Annotated in this window: 14 protein-coding genes; 6 read left to right on the top strand and 8 right to left on the bottom strand. The window is 71.7% G+C overall.

Annotation, left to right across the window (positions count from 1 at the left end; translation table 11 throughout):
- Positions 1 to 31 precede the first annotated feature (31 nt).
- From ACH4TV_RS36715 to ACH4TV_RS36700, 4 genes are all read right to left on the bottom strand, one after another.
- Positions 32 to 928, bottom strand: a complete 897-nt coding sequence (locus ACH4TV_RS36715; protein WP_398405613.1) for a dihydrodipicolinate synthase family protein — start codon at positions 926 to 928, stop codon at positions 32 to 34.
- A 100-nt stretch (positions 929 to 1,028) separates the two neighbouring features.
- Positions 1,029 to 2,552 carry an FAD-dependent oxidoreductase gene (locus ACH4TV_RS36710; RefSeq protein WP_398405612.1) on the bottom strand — a complete coding sequence of 508 codons (1,524 nt, stop codon included), beginning with the start codon at positions 2,550 to 2,552 and terminating at the stop codon, positions 1,029 to 1,031.
- Positions 2,533 to 2,850: a (2Fe-2S)-binding protein gene (locus tag ACH4TV_RS36705; RefSeq protein WP_398405611.1), complete on the bottom strand. Its 318-nt coding sequence runs from the start codon at positions 2,848 to 2,850 to the stop codon at positions 2,533 to 2,535. The genes ACH4TV_RS36710 and ACH4TV_RS36705 overlap by 20 nt, the downstream gene beginning before the upstream one ends.
- Positions 2,847 to 4,028, bottom strand: a complete 1,182-nt coding sequence (locus ACH4TV_RS36700; RefSeq protein WP_398405610.1) for an NAD(P)/FAD-dependent oxidoreductase — start codon at positions 4,026 to 4,028, stop codon at positions 2,847 to 2,849. The genes ACH4TV_RS36705 and ACH4TV_RS36700 overlap by 4 nt, the downstream gene beginning before the upstream one ends.
- Before the next feature lie 656 nt (positions 4,029 to 4,684).
- On the opposite strand from ACH4TV_RS36700, the gene ACH4TV_RS36695 reads away from it, so the two are divergent.
- Together ACH4TV_RS36695 and ACH4TV_RS36690 are read left to right on the top strand one after the other, a co-directional pair.
- Entirely contained in the window at positions 4,685 to 5,863 is a 1,179-nt protein-coding gene (locus tag ACH4TV_RS36695) for an NAD(P)/FAD-dependent oxidoreductase (protein WP_398405609.1), read from the top strand.
- Between the two features lie 85 nt (positions 5,864 to 5,948).
- Entirely contained in the window at positions 5,949 to 6,842 is an 894-nt protein-coding gene (locus ACH4TV_RS36690) for an RNA polymerase sigma-70 factor (protein ID WP_398405608.1), read from the top strand.
- A 122-nt stretch (positions 6,843 to 6,964) separates the two neighbouring features.
- Here ACH4TV_RS36690 and ACH4TV_RS36685 read toward each other — a convergent pair whose 3' ends face one another.
- Positions 6,965 to 7,441 carry a DUF6924 domain-containing protein gene (locus ACH4TV_RS36685; RefSeq protein WP_398405607.1) on the bottom strand — a complete coding sequence of 159 codons (477 nt, stop codon included), beginning with the start codon at positions 7,439 to 7,441 and terminating at the stop codon, positions 6,965 to 6,967.
- Between the two features lie 179 nt (positions 7,442 to 7,620).
- Between ACH4TV_RS36685 and ACH4TV_RS36680 the strand changes: the two genes are divergently transcribed.
- Positions 7,621 to 8,091, top strand: coding sequence for a hypothetical protein (locus tag ACH4TV_RS36680; RefSeq protein ID WP_398405606.1), 471 nt, complete (start codon positions 7,621 to 7,623; stop codon positions 8,089 to 8,091).
- Positions 8,092 to 8,273: 182 nt separating this feature from the next.
- Entirely contained in the window at positions 8,274 to 9,641 is a 1,368-nt protein-coding gene (locus tag ACH4TV_RS36675; RefSeq protein WP_398405637.1) for an aminopeptidase P family protein, read from the top strand.
- A gap of 34 nt (positions 9,642 to 9,675) precedes the next feature.
- Here ACH4TV_RS36675 and ACH4TV_RS36670 read toward each other — a convergent pair whose 3' ends face one another.
- Positions 9,676 to 10,152: a DUF6299 family protein gene (locus ACH4TV_RS36670; protein ID WP_398405605.1), complete on the bottom strand. Its 477-nt coding sequence runs from the start codon at positions 10,150 to 10,152 to the stop codon at positions 9,676 to 9,678.
- 273 nt (positions 10,153 to 10,425) lie between these two features.
- Here ACH4TV_RS36670 and ACH4TV_RS36665 point away from each other — a divergent pair, with 273 nt between their 5' ends.
- Positions 10,426 to 10,614: a DUF5999 family protein gene (locus ACH4TV_RS36665; protein ID WP_398405604.1), complete on the top strand. Its 189-nt coding sequence runs from the start codon at positions 10,426 to 10,428 to the stop codon at positions 10,612 to 10,614.
- A 15-nt stretch (positions 10,615 to 10,629) separates the two neighbouring features.
- On the opposite strand, the gene ACH4TV_RS36660 is transcribed toward ACH4TV_RS36665, so the two are convergent.
- On the bottom strand, positions 10,630 to 11,028 hold the full coding sequence (locus ACH4TV_RS36660) for a RidA family protein (RefSeq protein WP_398405603.1): 399 nt from the start codon (positions 11,026 to 11,028) through the stop codon (positions 10,630 to 10,632).
- Positions 11,025 to 12,194: an acyl-CoA dehydrogenase family protein gene (locus ACH4TV_RS36655; RefSeq protein WP_398405602.1), complete on the bottom strand. Its 1,170-nt coding sequence runs from the start codon at positions 12,192 to 12,194 to the stop codon at positions 11,025 to 11,027. Before ACH4TV_RS36655 ends, ACH4TV_RS36660 begins: the two co-directional genes overlap by 4 nt.
- A gap of 146 nt (positions 12,195 to 12,340) precedes the next feature.
- Here ACH4TV_RS36655 and ACH4TV_RS36650 point away from each other — a divergent pair, with 146 nt between their 5' ends.
- On the top strand, positions 12,341 to 14,002 hold the full coding sequence (locus ACH4TV_RS36650) for an AMP-binding protein (RefSeq protein ID WP_398405636.1): 1,662 nt from the start codon (positions 12,341 to 12,343) through the stop codon (positions 14,000 to 14,002).
- Positions 14,003 to 14,007 lie beyond the last annotated feature (5 nt).

The following is a 14,007-nucleotide window of genomic DNA, read 5'->3' as shown; positions in this document are numbered from 1 at the left end:
TTCAGGTGAGCCCGGGTCGGCGGGCTGCCGCTCAGGCGAGGCCGAGGGCGACGGCCTTCTCGGTGGCCTCGCGGACCGCCTTCTCCTGCTCCGGCAGCAGCGGCATGCGCGGCGGCCGGACAGGACCGCCGTGCCTGCCGACGATGTCCATCGACAACTTGATCGCCTGCACGAACTCGACCTTGGAGTCCCAGCGGTGCAGCGCGTGCAGCTGCCGGTAGAGGGGCAGGGCGGTGGACAGGTCGCCCGCCACGGCGGCGCGGTACAGCTCGACCGTCGACCTGGGCAGGGCGTTCGGGTAGCCGGCGACCCAGCCCACGGCTCCGGCCATGGCCAGCTCAAGGAGCACGTCGTCGGCGCCGATCAACACATCGAGTTCCGGGGCGAGTTCCTGGATCTGGTAGATGCGCCGGGTGTCGCCGGAGAACTCCTTCACGCCCTTGATGTGTCCGGCCGCGTGCAACTTGGCGAGCAGTTCGGGCGTGAGGTCGACCTTGGTGTCGATCGGGTTGTTGTACGCCACGATGTCGATGCCGACCTCGGCGACGGCGGCGTAGTGCGCGAGCACCGAACGCTCGTCGGCCCGGTAGGCGTTGGGCGGCAGCAGCATGACGGCGGCGCAGCCGGCGTCCTTGGCCTGCGCGGCCCAGCGGGCGGACTCGGTGGAGCCGTAGGCGGCGACGCCCGGCATGACCCGGTCCCCGCCGATCGCGGCGACGGCGGTCTCGACGACCTTCGTCCGCTCCTCGACGCTGAGCACCTGGTACTCACCGAGCGAGCCGTTCGGTACGACGCCGTCACACCCGTTCTCGACAACCCAGCGGCAATGCTCCGCGTAGGCGGCGTAGTTGACGCTCAGATCGTCGTTCAGCGGCAGCGCGGTGGCGACGAGAACTCCGCGCCAGACGGGGGTAGGGGCGCTACTCATGAGGGGCCTCACTTTCGGAATCGGAGGGAAGGAGACGCGCCCCAAAGGGGCGCGCGGAACTGCGCGACCAGCCACAACGGAACCCGCAGACAACACACAGTCATGAGCACTCGGGCTCCTTCGCCAGCACGCCCAGCGGTACCGGCCGAGCGAACGGCCGCTTGGCCATACCCATCGGGCACCCAGCGAGTCCGGCGACACCAGGCGCGCAGACCCGCCCCTGGCACCACCCCATGCCCGCGCGAGTGAGAAGCTTGACGGTCCGCACATCAGTCGCACCCAACTCCTCGACGGCCTCCCGGACTTCCGCCGCCGTCACCTCCTCGCAGCGGCAGACCACCGTGTCGTCGGTGACCTGTTCCGCCCAGTGCGCGGGCGGGGCGTAGGCGGCGCTGACGGCGGCGAAGAAGCTCCGCAGCCGGGTACGGGTCCGGGCGGCCGTCGCCCAGTCGGCGGGGTGCGGCTCAACTCCCGTGATCCGGGCGGCGATCGAGTGGCCGGCGATCTCCCCCTCGGCGAGAGCCAGCACCGCTCCCCCGATGCCGGTGGCCTCGCCCGCCGCCCAGACACCGTCGACATCGGTGCGCTGCTCGGCGTCGGTGACGACGAACGGGTCACCGGTGGCGTCGATCGCGCAGCCCAGGGTCTCGGCGAGATCGGTGTGCGCGAGCATGCCGTGTCCGACGGCCAGGGTGTCGCAGGCGATCCGCCGCCCGGTGCCCGGCCGCACCCGGCCGTCCCTGTCCAGGGCGGCGACGGTGACGGCCTCGACGCGGTCGGTGCCGTGCGCCGCGACGACGGTGTGACGTACCGTCACCGGCACTTTGTGGCGCAGGAGTTGGGCAGCGTACTGGGCGGCCTCGGCGACCTTCGCCGGGTTGGCGGCGAGCGTCGCGGTGTGCCGTACGAAGTCGGCGGGGTGCGTGGACTCGACGTACGCGGCGACTTCGGCGCCCGCGGCGGCGAGCCCGGCCGCGACCGGCATCAGCAGCGGCCCGGTCCCGGCGACGACCGCTCTGCGCCCCGGCAGGACGAGTCCGCCCTTGAGCATCGCCTGGGCGCCGCCCGCCGTGACCACCCCGGGAAGGGTCCAGCCGGGGAAGGGCAGCACCTTCTCGTAGCCGCCGGTGGCGAGCAGGACGGCGTCGGCGGTGACGGTCTCCGACTCGGTCTGGGCGGGGCCGAGGAGGGCATGGATCCGGAAGCCACCGTCGACTCCGTTGCCGTCGAACTCCCGCTCCACGAACCACGCATGACGGTCCGCCAGGTGGACGACCCGCCCCGCCTCGACATGCTCCGCCAGCCGGTCCCGCAGCTTCTCCCAGGTGTGCCACGCGTGATGCAGGGCCTGCGGCCGACGCGCCTTGAGCGCTGCCGCGGGCTGTCGGTAGAACTGCCCGCCCGCCTGTGCGCCCGAGTCGACCAGCACGACCCGTACGCCCCGGTCGGCCGCGGTCAGCGCGGCGGCGAGGCCGGCGGGTCCGGCGCCGACGACCGCGAGCGCTCCGCGGGTTGTGCGGGTGCTTTGCTGCGGGCCGGTGGGGGCCGCCCCGCGGCGGAGCCGCAGATCGATCCAGCCCCGCGCCCGACTCACCCAGCCCCGCTTACCCCCCGAGTTCGTCATGGCCCGTGCCCTCCTGTGTGCTGATCGCATCGCCCGGTTGTGCCGGTACCAGGCAAGCCCGTTGGTTGGGGCGGTCGTTGACGGTGACGAGGCAGTCGTAGCAGACCCCGATGCCGCAGAAGACGCCACGCGGCGCACCGCTGCCCCGGGTGCTGCGCCAGGAGGTGATGCCCGCCGACCAGAGCACGGCGGCGACGGTCTGACCGGGCAGCGCGGCGGTCTCACGTCCGTCGACGGTGACGACGTGGCCCGGTCCGGGTTGTGCCTGAGCCAGCTGCAAGGGGGTCCTCTTGGTCACTCCCTCTCCTCCTCCTTCTCCTTGAAGCGGTCCGGGCGGAACGGCGTCAGATCGAGGTCCGGATTCGTGCCGGTCAGCGACTGTGTGATCAGGTGCCCCGTACCGACCGCGAGCCCGATCCCCGCCCCCTCGTGACCGCACGCGTGGTAGAGCCCCGGCGCCCGGGGGTCGGCCCCGATGGCCGGCAGATGGTCCGGCAGATAGGGGCGGAACCCCAGGTAGGCGCGCATCGCGTGGACCGTGCCGAGCACCGGGAAGAGGGCGGTGGCCTGGGCGGCCAGTCGGCGTACGACGGGGAGGGAGAACGTCCGGTCGAAGCCGACCCGTTCGCGGCTGGCCCCGATCAGTACCGGACCGGCGGCCGTGCTCTCGACGACCGCCGAGGACTGGAGCCCGGCGTCGCCGCTGGCGACATCGGCGACGTAGTCGGCGGCGTACACCTTGTGCCGGACGGTGCCGGGCGGGAGCGGTTCGGTGACCAGGACGAACCCACGCCGGGGCAGCACGGGCAGGTGCGCCCCGGCCAGCGCGGCGACCTCGCCGCCCCAGGTGCCGGCCGCGTTGACGACGGCCGGGGCGTGGATGTCGCCGTGCCCCACCGTCCGGACGCCGCGCACCGAACCGTCCGGCGCGCGCAGGATGCCGGTGACGGCCGTGCCGGTGTGCAGCTCGGCCCCGGCCCGCCGGGCGGCCCGGACGACCTGGGCGGCGGCGAGGGAGGGCATCACCTGGCAGTCCTGCGGGTACCGGACGCCGCCCGCGAGGTCGGGGGCCAGGTGCGGTTCCAGGTCGGGGAGTTGATCGGCGGTGACGGGCTCGGCCACGACGCCCGCCGCACGCTGTCCGGCGGCGAAGACCTGCAGTGCGGCCATGCCTGCGGCATCGGAGGCGACGACGATCCCGCCCTTCGCCTCGAACTCGACGGCGCCGCCCAGGCCGGGTTCGGCGGCGAGGTCGTGCCAGAGCCGGGCGGAGAGCAGCGCGAGGTCCAGCTCGGGGCCCGGTTCCTTGTCGGAGACGAGCAGATTGCCCTCCCCGGCGCCGGTGGTGCCGCCGCCCACCGGCCCCCGGTCGAGGAGCCGGGTCCGCAGGCCCGCACGGGCGAGGTGCAGGGCACAGGCGGCGCCCACCATCCCGGCACCGACGACCACAACATCGCAGGTCAGTCGCTTGCTCACCTCAGTACAATGTCACATGCCGCTATTCCCGCCAAGGGTGCCTGGGCTCGACCCGCCGCCCCAAGAACACCGGGCACCTGCGCGACGGCTTCACCCGCCAGGACGTCGTCATCCTGCTCATCGCCAACGCCTGCGTCATCGCCGCCGTCGGTGATGACGCCCCCGACACCTGGCGCCGCCTCGTCGGCCACATGCTCCGCCCCTGCGCCGCCCCCGGCGCACCGGTCCCCGAGTTGCCCGAAGCCCCAAGGCCCGTCGCCCTCCACCGCGCCATGGCCCGCCTCGCACGAACCGGCCCGGCACCATCCAGGGCGGCGGCCTTGGCCCGCGGTACGCGTTCACACCATGACGAACGTCTGCCGGCAACCGAGGCCCGCATGCTCCGCCCACGCGCAGACGAGGGCGCCGTGGGCACAGGAATGGCCCGATATCGGTGCCGATGACCACGGCACCGCCAACTGCGGACGGCGCGGCGCCCTCCTCCGCTTCGGCCGGGCTCGGTACGGCGAGGCAGCCGTCGGGTTCTTGGCAGCACACCAACGGTGCACGCGGTGGTGTGACGTGGTTCACATCGGCGACCTGTCACGTCCCGTGCGGGTTGCTTGTCCCATGGGCGTCACCGGTACCGAAGCCGGTGCCCGACCTTGGGAGATCCGATGAACAACGGCCACCACATCGTCGTCCTCGGCGCCGGCTACACGGGCCTGTTCAGCGCCATCCGGCTGGCCCACCGCACGCGCCGGACCGGCGTGAAGATCACCCTGGTCAACCCCTCAAGCCGGTTCGTCGAGCGGCTGCGGATGCACCAGATCGCCGCCGGGCAGGAGCTGGCCCACCATCAGATCCCCGGCCTGCTCGCCGGGACCGGCGTGACGTTCGTCCAGGGCACCGCCACCGCCATCGACCCCGAGGCCCGGCAGATCACCGTCGAGGGCGCCGAGGCCCTCGGGTACGACACGCTCGTCTACGCGCTGGGCAGTTCGACCGACACCGGCAAGGTCCCCGGCGCCGGCACCCAGGCGTACACCCTCGACAACCCGGAGACCGCCGGTCGGTTTGCCGCGCGCCTCACCGAGGTCGCCGCGTCCGGCGGCACGGTCACCGTCTGTGGCGGCGGTCTGACCGGCATCGAGGCGGCCACCGAGATCACCGAGAGCCACCCCGGCCTGGACGTCACGCTGATCAGCCTGGACGAGCCCGGCGGCATGATGGGTGCCAAGGCCCGCGCCTACCTCTACGGCGCGCTGCACCGCCTCGGCGTCACTCTTGAGACCGGCGCCCGCGTCACCAAGGTGCTGCCCGACGCCGTCGAACTGGCGGACGGACGGCTCGTCCGCTCCGACGCATGCCTGTGGACCACCGGCGTCAAGGTGTCACCGCTCGCCTCGGACGCCGGGATCGCCACCGACGACCGCGGCCTCATCCTGGTCGACGCCACCCTGCGTTCGGTTTCCCACCCGGAGGTCCACGCCATCGGCGACGCCGCCGCCGTCCGGCTGGCCTGGGGACAGATCCACGGCACCTGCCAGAGCGGCCTGCCCACCGCCCAGTACACCGCCGACACCATCGCGCGGCTCGTGCGCGGCAAGGCCGTCAAGCCGTTCCGCTTCGGCTACTTCCACCAGCCGGTCAGCCTCGGCCGCCGTGACGCCGTCATCCAGTTCACCAAGGCCGACGAAACCCCCCGCCGCATGCACCTCACCGGCCGCACCGCCGCCGCGTACAAGGAGATGGTCAGCGGCAGCCCACTCACGACCTACCGATTCAGCAAGCGCATGAACGTCACCACCATCGTCTCCAAGGGCGGCCGCGCCACCCGCAGGCCCGCGGCATGACGGGCGCGCATCGGCTCGGCTCATGCTGCCGACGCCATGATCTCGGGCCTTGCCGCCCCGGTTACGGCGCTGGCAGCATGAGCCGATGGTCGACGCCAGGGACGAGCAGGACCCGTACATCGAACACCGCAGGCTCATGTTCGCGACCGCCTACCGCATGCTGGGCAGCGTCACTGACGCCGAGGACGTCCTTCAGGACACCTGGCTGAGCTGGAGCACCGCGGACCACGACGCGATCCGCCATCCCAAGGCCTACCTGGTGCGCACGGTCACCAACCTCTCGTTGAACCGCCTCACCTCCGCACGGGCGACCCGCGAGACCTACGTCGGGCCGTGGCTTCCCGAGCCCCTGCTGACCTCCCCCGACATCGCCGCGGAGACCGAACTGGCCGACAGCGTCTCCACCGCGATGCTGGTCGTCCTGGAAACCCTCAGCCCCGTCGAACGCGCCGTCTTCCTGCTCCGCGAGGTCTTCGGCTACGCGCACGCAGAGATCGCCGAGACCCTCGAACGTCCCGAGCCGACAGTCCGCCAGATCGCCCACCGCGCACGCGAGCACGTCCAGGCCCGCCGCCCCCGCTTCGACGCCGACCAGACCCAGCGCCGGCAGGTCACCGCCCAGTTCATCGAAGCCTGCGCGGGCGGCGACCTGAACGCCGTCATGGAGCTGCTCGCCCCCGAGGTCACCGCCTGGTCCGACGGCGGCGGCAAGATCACGGCCGCCCGCCGCCCCCTCCACGGCACCGACCACGTCGCGCGCTGGCTCGTGGGCTTCCTGGCCAAGCCCGAACTGGCCACCCTGACCATGGAGCCGGCCATCATCAACGGCGAGCTCGGCGTCCTGGCCACCCTCGGCGGACACACAGTCGGAGCTCTCTCGTTCGACCTCGCCGACGGCCGCATCCAGAACCTGCGCTTCCAGGTCAACCCCGAAAAGCTCAGCGGCCTGACCCCCGACAACAGCTTGGCGCTGCCCTGAAGCGTTCCCTTCCGATGCATGACCGGCGGGCGCAGCGGCCCCAGTGGAGGAAAGTAACGGCCTGGGCAGTGAGGAGCATCGCCGGCCGTTTTCAGGGCTCCGTCCGCAGTTTCGTGAGCCGTTCAGAAGGACCGGTAGATCCCCTCGGGATCATCGTGAGCCCATGCCGCGTACTCCTCGAAGCCCAGGTTGCCGATGCTCAGGTTCGCGTGGACATCGTGGACCCCTGCGGGGACGGTGCGGAAATCGCGACCGAACTCGGTCAGCTGTTCGTAGTCCGCTTCGTCCTCGCACTCCTCCCGCGTCAGCGTGGTGACCGCCAGCAGCGGGTGGCTCGCGGCCCGCGTGGTCGTGCGGTCGGCGAGAAAGACAACGGCCAGGTTGTCGTCGCCACAGACCGCGGTCAGCACCTCGTCAACCGTCGCCCCTGCCCAGGCCGGATCGTCGATGACGTGGACGCGTGCCTCGTCCTGCCTGTCTCCCCAGGGCTCCCTCAGCGCCGCCGCCACGTCCTGCCACGCCTGGTCGTCGAGGTAGTCGGTTCTGACGACCAGGGCATCGAACTCATCACGGCCGGTGACGGCGGGCAACGCTCTCACGGATCCTTCTCCTCTGTGACGACCGGTGAGCCGTGCCCGACTGTCTCATGGGCCGTTTTCGAGGATGCGGGTCCGGAGGAGTTCGAACGAGGCTCGGCCATACATGGCCCGCTTGAACCGAAGGCCCGAGCGCCGCGGAGGTCAGGTAGAACAGACGAGTGAACGTACTGTGTTGCGCCGTGTGCGGGCTCCGTCTGACCGAGCCCGTCCGGCAGATCGACGAAATGCCCGAGTACCCCGGCTGGGACGGCATGCCCGACGCGGAGGGAAGACGACACGGCCCGGCGAGCGTGCCGCGCGGCACCTACGTGATCGATCCGCTGCCGTTCGGGGCACCGTTCGAGCCGTGTGAGGACGAGGACGCGTACGACGGAATCGTGCCCGGCGGGATGTGGATGTTCGACGAGCGGGGCTCACTCGTCTCAGCGGGGCCGCGCGGCACGTACGTCCTGCACCCGCTCGACGTCGTCGACCTCGGCCTTCACCCCGACAGCTCGCGCATCAGCGGTTGCTGCGGCCTGAATCCGTTCTACGGAGTCAATCGTGTCTGCTCGTGCGGATCCGAGGTCGCCATCACGGCCGCCGACTGCTCGAGCGGCTACGAGACCCGACTCGTCCCGGACGCCGTCCGCGTGGAGCCCGCCGCGTGACAGCGGCCACTCCCAGCCGACCTGAAGACAACCAAGCACTCAAGACCCAAGAACTCAAGACGAAGAAGGTGCCCAAGGTGTCCAGGGATTCCACCGCGACCACCGAGACCGCCGAGACCGCCGAGACCAAGGACCGTAAGAACCGCCTCTACCCGTCCGTGTCCCCCCAGTTGGCCGAGCTGATGGCGACGGGGTGGGCCGACACCGAGCTCCAGGACCTGCGTCCCGTCGAGCAGGCGCCCTACGCCGCCCGGCGCCGCGCCGCCCTCTCCGCCCGCTTCCCCGGCGAGCGCCTGATCGTCCCGGCCGGCAACCTCAAGGTCCGCGCCAACGACACCCACTACCCGTTCCGCCCGTCCACCGAGTACGTCCACCTCACCGGCGACCAGACGGTGGACGCGCTCCTCGTCCTCGAACCCCGGCCCGATCACCCGGACGGCGGCCACGACGCCGTCGCGTACCTCCTCCCCCGCTCCGACCGGGAGAGCGGCGAGTTCTGGCAGGGCGCGGCCAAGGGCGAGCTGTGGGTGGGCCGGCGCCACTCCCTCGCCGAGGCCGAACAGCTCCTCGGCCTGCCCTGCCGTGACGTCCGCGAGGCTGCCGAGGAGCTGCGCGCGGCCCCCGCCGCGCCCACCCGGATCGTGCGCGGCTACGACGCCGGCCTGGAAGCCGCCGTGGCGACGGACGAGGACCGCGACGCCGAGCTGAAGACCGTCCTGTCCGAGCTGCGCCTGGTCAAGGACGACTGGGAGATCGGCGAGATGCGCAAGGCGGTCGACTCGACCGTGCGCGGATTCACCGATGTCGTACGGGAGTTGGCGACCGCGATCGCCACCTCGGAGCGCTGGATCGAGGGAACCTTCTTCCGCCGCGCCCGACTTGAGGGCAACGACATCGGCTACGGCTCGATCTGCGCCGCCGGCGAGCACGCCACGATCATGCACTGGCAGCGCAACGACGGTGAAGTCCGCCCGGGTGAACTGCTGTTGCTCGACGCCGGCGTGGAGACCAACTCCCTCTACACCGCCGACGTCACCCGCACCCTCCCCATCAGCGGCACCTTCACCCCTCTCCAGCGCAAGATCTACGACGCGGTGTACGAGGCTCAGGAAGCCGGCATCCGGACGGTCAAGCCCGGTGCCGCGTACCGGGACTTCCATGTCGCCGCCCAGCGCTACCTGGCCGTGAAGCTCGTCGAGTGGGGCCTCCTGGAGGGCGACCCGGACGACGTGTACGAGTTGGCCCTCCAGCGCCGCTTCACCATGGCCGGCACCGGTCACATGCTCGGCCTGGACGTGCACGACTGCGCCAGGTCGCGCACCGATCTGTACGTCGACGGCACCCTCGAACCCGGCATGATCCTCACGGTCGAACCCGGCCTGTACTTCCAGCCGGACGATCTGACCGTCCCCGCGGAGTACCGGGGCATCGGGGTCCGTATCGAGGACGACATCCTGGTCACGGCGGACGGTCACGAGAACCTGTCGGCCGGGCTGCCCCGTACGTCCGACGAGGTCGAGGCATGGATGCGAGGGCTGACCGGCGCGTAGCACCGGGCGGCCCCCGTCGGATCGGGCGGGCGGGTCAGGCCTCCGTGAGGACGACCTCCTGGACCTGCTCCGCGTGGACGGTCGGCAGCGGGATGAAGCCCGAGCGGCGGAACTCCACCAGGCTGGTCTTCACCCGCACCGGGCCGGGCCGGTAGGTGCCCGGCTCGGTGCCCTTGGTGCTCGTCCACTGGTGCCAGGAGCCGTCACAGCTCGCGGGGATGCTGTCCATGCCGTACCAGACGTTCTCGCCGCGCTCGATCGAGGCGGCGACGCGGACGGAATCGCTGCCGGTGCTGAGGCAGCGGTAGCTGCCGGAGAGCGTGAGCGCGCCGTCGTGCGTGATGGTGCCGGATTCGACCGTCACCTGGTCGAAGCCCTCGTCCGCGGCGTGGGCCGCCGTCGCGGCCTGCGACACGGTCAGCAGCACGGCACCGGCGGCGACGGCCGCGGCGCGGGAGAAGGACGGGAGGGAGGAGAAGGGCGAGAAGGGAGACGTGAAGGACAGTGACATGGGGAAACCTCCTTGGGGGGACTCCACAGGTACTGGCCCCGTGCGCCCACGCGCGTGATCATCACCCCTTCGTCGGCGAGTCGCGGGCGCCGACTGCCCCGCTTTTCGGATCTTCTCGGAATCGGCGGAATGTCAGGGTGGTGTCACAGCACGTCCGTGTGGTGTCACGCTTCCTCGACACGACTTGGCGCCGGACCCCCGGCACGGGCATCGTCAGAAGTGGCAAGGAACCAGCAAGCCCGAGCACCCGATCATCCGATCCGGAGGCACACCATGTGTTCCCACCAGCCCTCGTGCCCCTCGGCCGACCGCCCCGACCGCGACGCCGCGCACATCGTCGCCTTCCACCCCGAGCAGGGCTGGAACCTCCTGTGCAACGGCTCGATCGTCTTCGACGACACCGGTGAGCTGCTGCCCGACGGCAGCGTGGTCTCCCCGCACCGCCTGGCGACCGCCGCCTGAACGGCCTCTGACTCCCTACGGCAGTACCGCGAAGCCGTCCAGTTCCACCAGGGCCTCTTCGTCCCAGAGCCGTACGATCCCGACGACCGCCATCGCCGGGAAGTCGCGCCCCGCCAACCTCCGCCAGATACGGCCGAGTTGAGGGGCCTGGGCGCGATAGTCGGCGATGTCCGTGGCGTACACCGTCACCCGGGCCAGGTCGGCGGGCGCACCGCCGGCCGCGTGCAGCGCGGCGAGCAGATTCCCGAGGGCCCGCTCGAACTGCTCGGGCAGCGTGTCCCCCACGATCGTCCCGTCGGCGCGGAGCGCGGTCTGCCCCGCGAGGAACACCACCCGGGAACCGGTGGCGACGACGGCGTGCGAGAAACCGCTCGGCAGCGAGAGTCCGGCCGGGTTGACGCGCTCGACACTCATCCAGCCTCCACCTCTCCGCCATTCTCCTGGTAGGCCTCGTACGCCTTGTACAACTCCTTTGCGATGACGGTCCGTTGGACCTCGCTCGCCCCCTCGTAGATACGCGGCGCCCGCACCTCCCGGTAGAGGTGTTCGAGGAGATGGCCGCGCCGCAGCGCCCGCGCGCCGTGCAGCTGGACGGCCGCGTCGACGACGTACTGCGCGGTCTCGGTGGCCAGCAGCTTCGCCATCGCGGCGCGCCCCGGGTCGCTCGGGAACCCCTCTTTCGCCCCTTCGTCGTACGCCGCCGCTGCCGCGTAGACCATCAGCCGGGCCGCCTCCGTGCGCAGGGCCATCTCGGCGACCTGGTGGGCGACGGCCTGGAGGTCCTTCAACTTGCCGCCGAACGCGTCCCGTTGGGCCGTATGGGCAAGGGTCGCGTCCAGGGCCGCCTGTGCCATGCCGACCGCGAAGGCGCCGACGCTCGGCCGGAAGAGGTTCAACGTGCCCATGGCGACCCGGAATCCACGGTCGGGTTCGCCGATGACGTCGTGCGAGGTCACCGGCACGGCGTCGAAGGCGAGGGCGCCGATGGGGTGCGGGGAGAGCATGTCGAGGGCGGTTCCGGTGAGGCCGGGCCGGTCGGCGGGGACGAGGAAGGCCGTCACTCCACGGGCCCCGGCCCCCGCTGTCGTACGGGTGAAGACGGTGTAGACGTCGGCCTCGGGGGCGTTGGAAATCCAGCACTTCTCGCCGGTGAGGCGCCAGCCGGAGGGGCCGTCGGGGGCGGCCGTGAGCGACAGGGCCGCCGCGTCCGAGCCCGCGCCCGGCTCGCTCAGTGCGAACGCGGCCACCGCGCTGCCCTCGCTCACCCGGGGCAGCCAGCGTTCGCGCTGGGCCGGGGTGCCGTGGGCGTGGACCGGGTAGGCGCCGAGGCCCTGGAGGGCGAGGGCGGTCTCCGCTTCGGTGCAGGCGTGGGCGAGGGACTCCCGCATCAGGCACAGGTCGAGCGCGCCGGACGTGAACAGGCGGGAGAGCAGGCCGAGTTGGCCCAGTTCGGCGAGGAGGGGACGGTTGACGCGGCCCGGTTCGCCCTTCTCGGCGAGCGGGCGCAGCCGGTCGGCGGCCAGCGTGCGCAGCTCGGCACTCCAGGCGGCCTGTGCCGGTTCGAGCGAGAATGCGGGCATCGCCGGTCCTCCCTCCGAGGGCGCCGGTCGCGGCCTCTCCCCGACGGTATCGCGCTCTGTTGACTGCCGTCACCAACACGATACGCTCCTTGTGCGAGCGCACCAGTACGCCCACCACGGCAAGGGGGCGAACCGCCATGGATCCCATGCACCCCATGCATCCCAGGGCTCCCGAGGACCGCGCCGACCCCGCTTGGCGGGCACCCTCGGCCCACGTCGACACCTTCGCGCGCGACCATCTCCCGCCCCCGGACCAGTGGCCCCACCTCCGCTTCGACCTGCCCGAGCTCCACTACCCCGACCGGCTGAACTGCGCGGCCGAACTGCTGGGCAGCGCCGGCACCGGCCCCGCTCCCGAGCGCCCGGTGTTCCGTACCGCCGCGGGTGACGTGTGGACGTACGGCGAGCTGCGCACCCGGGTCGACCGGGTCGCGCATGTCCTGACCCGGGATCTCGGGGTGGTGCCCGGCAACCGGGTGCTGTTGCGCGGGCCCACCACGCCGTGGCTCGCGGCCTGCTGGCTGGCGGTGCTGAAGGCGGGCGCGGTCGCGGTCACCGTGCTGGCCCAGCAGCGCCCGCACGAACTGGGCACGATGTGCGAGATCGCCCAGGTACGGCACGCCCTGTGCGACGTCCGGGCCGTCGACGACCTCGCCAAGGCGGGGATACCGGGGCTGCGGATCACGCCGTACGGCGGTGACGGTCTCGACGATCTGCTGAACCGTCCGGTGCCCGGAACGCCGTACCCCGCCGTGGACACCGCGGCCGACGACGTGGCGCTGATCGCGTTCACGTCCGGCACCACCGGTCACCCGAAAGGGTGCATGCACTTCCACCGGGACGTGCTCGCGACAGCGGACACCTTCTCGCGGCACGTGCTGAAGCCGCACGCGGACGACGTGTTCGCGGGGAGTCCGCCGCTCGGTTTCACCTTCGGGCTCGGCGGTCTGGTGATCTTCCCGATGCGGGCCGGGGCGAGCGCGCTGCTCCTCGAACAGGCGGGCCCCAAGCAGTTGTTGCCGGCCATCGCCGAGCATCGCGTCTCGGTGCTGTTCACGGCGCCGACGGCGTACCGCGCGATGCTCGACGAGCTGGACGGGCACGACACCGGGTCGCTGCGCCGCTGCGTCTCGGCGGGCGAGAACCTGCCCGCGGCCACCTGGCGGGCCTGGCACGAGCGCACCGGGCTGAGCCTGATCAACGGCATCGGCGCGACCGAGCTGCTGCACATCTTCATCTCGGCGGCCGATGAGGACATCAGGCCCGGTACGACCGGGGTTCCGGTGCCGGGGTGGCACGCGCGCGTGCAGGACGAGAACGGTGAGCCGGTGCCCGACGGCACACCCGGGCTGCTCGCGGTGCGCGGTCCGGTCGGCTGCCGGTATCTCGCCGATCCGCGCCAGGGCACCTATGTGCGGGACGGCTGGAACATCACCGGGGACACGTATGTCCGGGAGGACGGCGGGTACTTCCGATACGTGGCCCGGGCCGACGACATGATCATCTCGGCGGGGTACAACATCGCCGGCCCGGAGGTCGAGGAGGCGCTGCTGCGCCATCCGGACGTCGTCGAGGCGGCGGTGGTCGGGCGGTCCGACGAGGCGCGCGGGCAGGTCGTCGTGGCGTACGCCGTACTCAGGGAGGGCGCGTCGCGGGACGCGGAGGCACTGCGCACGTTCCTCAAGTCCGAGCTGGCGCCGTACAAGTGTCCGCGCGAGGTCGTCTTCCTGGACGCCCTGCCGCGGACGGCGACCGGAAAGCTCCAGCGCTTCCGGCTGCGCACCGAACCGACACAGTCCCCCACATGAAGTGA

The organism is Streptomyces sp. NPDC020898, from assembly GCF_044333925.1.
GTDB lineage: Bacteria > Actinomycetota > Actinomycetes > Streptomycetales > Streptomycetaceae > Streptomyces.
This window is presented reverse-complemented; position numbering and strand designations above follow the sequence as displayed.

Bases quoted from the DNA above. Each gene is read 5' to 3' on its own strand.
- ACH4TV_RS36715 (WP_398405613.1), bottom strand. From the start codon at position 928: ATGAGTAGCGCCCCTACCCCCGTCTGGCGCGGAGTTCTCGTCGCCACC.
- ACH4TV_RS36710 (WP_398405612.1), bottom strand. From the start codon at position 2,552: ATGACGAACTCGGGGGGTAAGCGGGGCTGGGTGAGTCGGGCGCGGGGC.
- ACH4TV_RS36695 (WP_398405609.1), top strand. From the start codon at position 4,685: ATGAACAACGGCCACCACATCGTCGTCCTCGGCGCCGGCTACACGGGC.
- ACH4TV_RS36690 (WP_398405608.1), top strand. From the start codon at position 5,949: ATGGTCGACGCCAGGGACGAGCAGGACCCGTACATCGAACACCGCAGG.
- ACH4TV_RS36675 (WP_398405637.1), top strand. From the start codon at position 8,274: ATGGCGACGGGGTGGGCCGACACCGAGCTCCAGGACCTGCGTCCCGTC.
- ACH4TV_RS36670 (WP_398405605.1), bottom strand. From the start codon at position 10,152: ATGTCACTGTCCTTCACGTCTCCCTTCTCGCCCTTCTCCTCCCTCCCG.
- ACH4TV_RS36665 (WP_398405604.1), top strand. From the start codon at position 10,426: ATGTGTTCCCACCAGCCCTCGTGCCCCTCGGCCGACCGCCCCGACCGC.
- ACH4TV_RS36660 (WP_398405603.1), bottom strand. From the start codon at position 11,028: ATGAGTGTCGAGCGCGTCAACCCGGCCGGACTCTCGCTGCCGAGCGGT.
- ACH4TV_RS36655 (WP_398405602.1), bottom strand. From the start codon at position 12,194: ATGCCCGCATTCTCGCTCGAACCGGCACAGGCCGCCTGGAGTGCCGAG.
- ACH4TV_RS36650 (WP_398405636.1), top strand. From the start codon at position 12,341: ATGCACCCCATGCATCCCAGGGCTCCCGAGGACCGCGCCGACCCCGCT.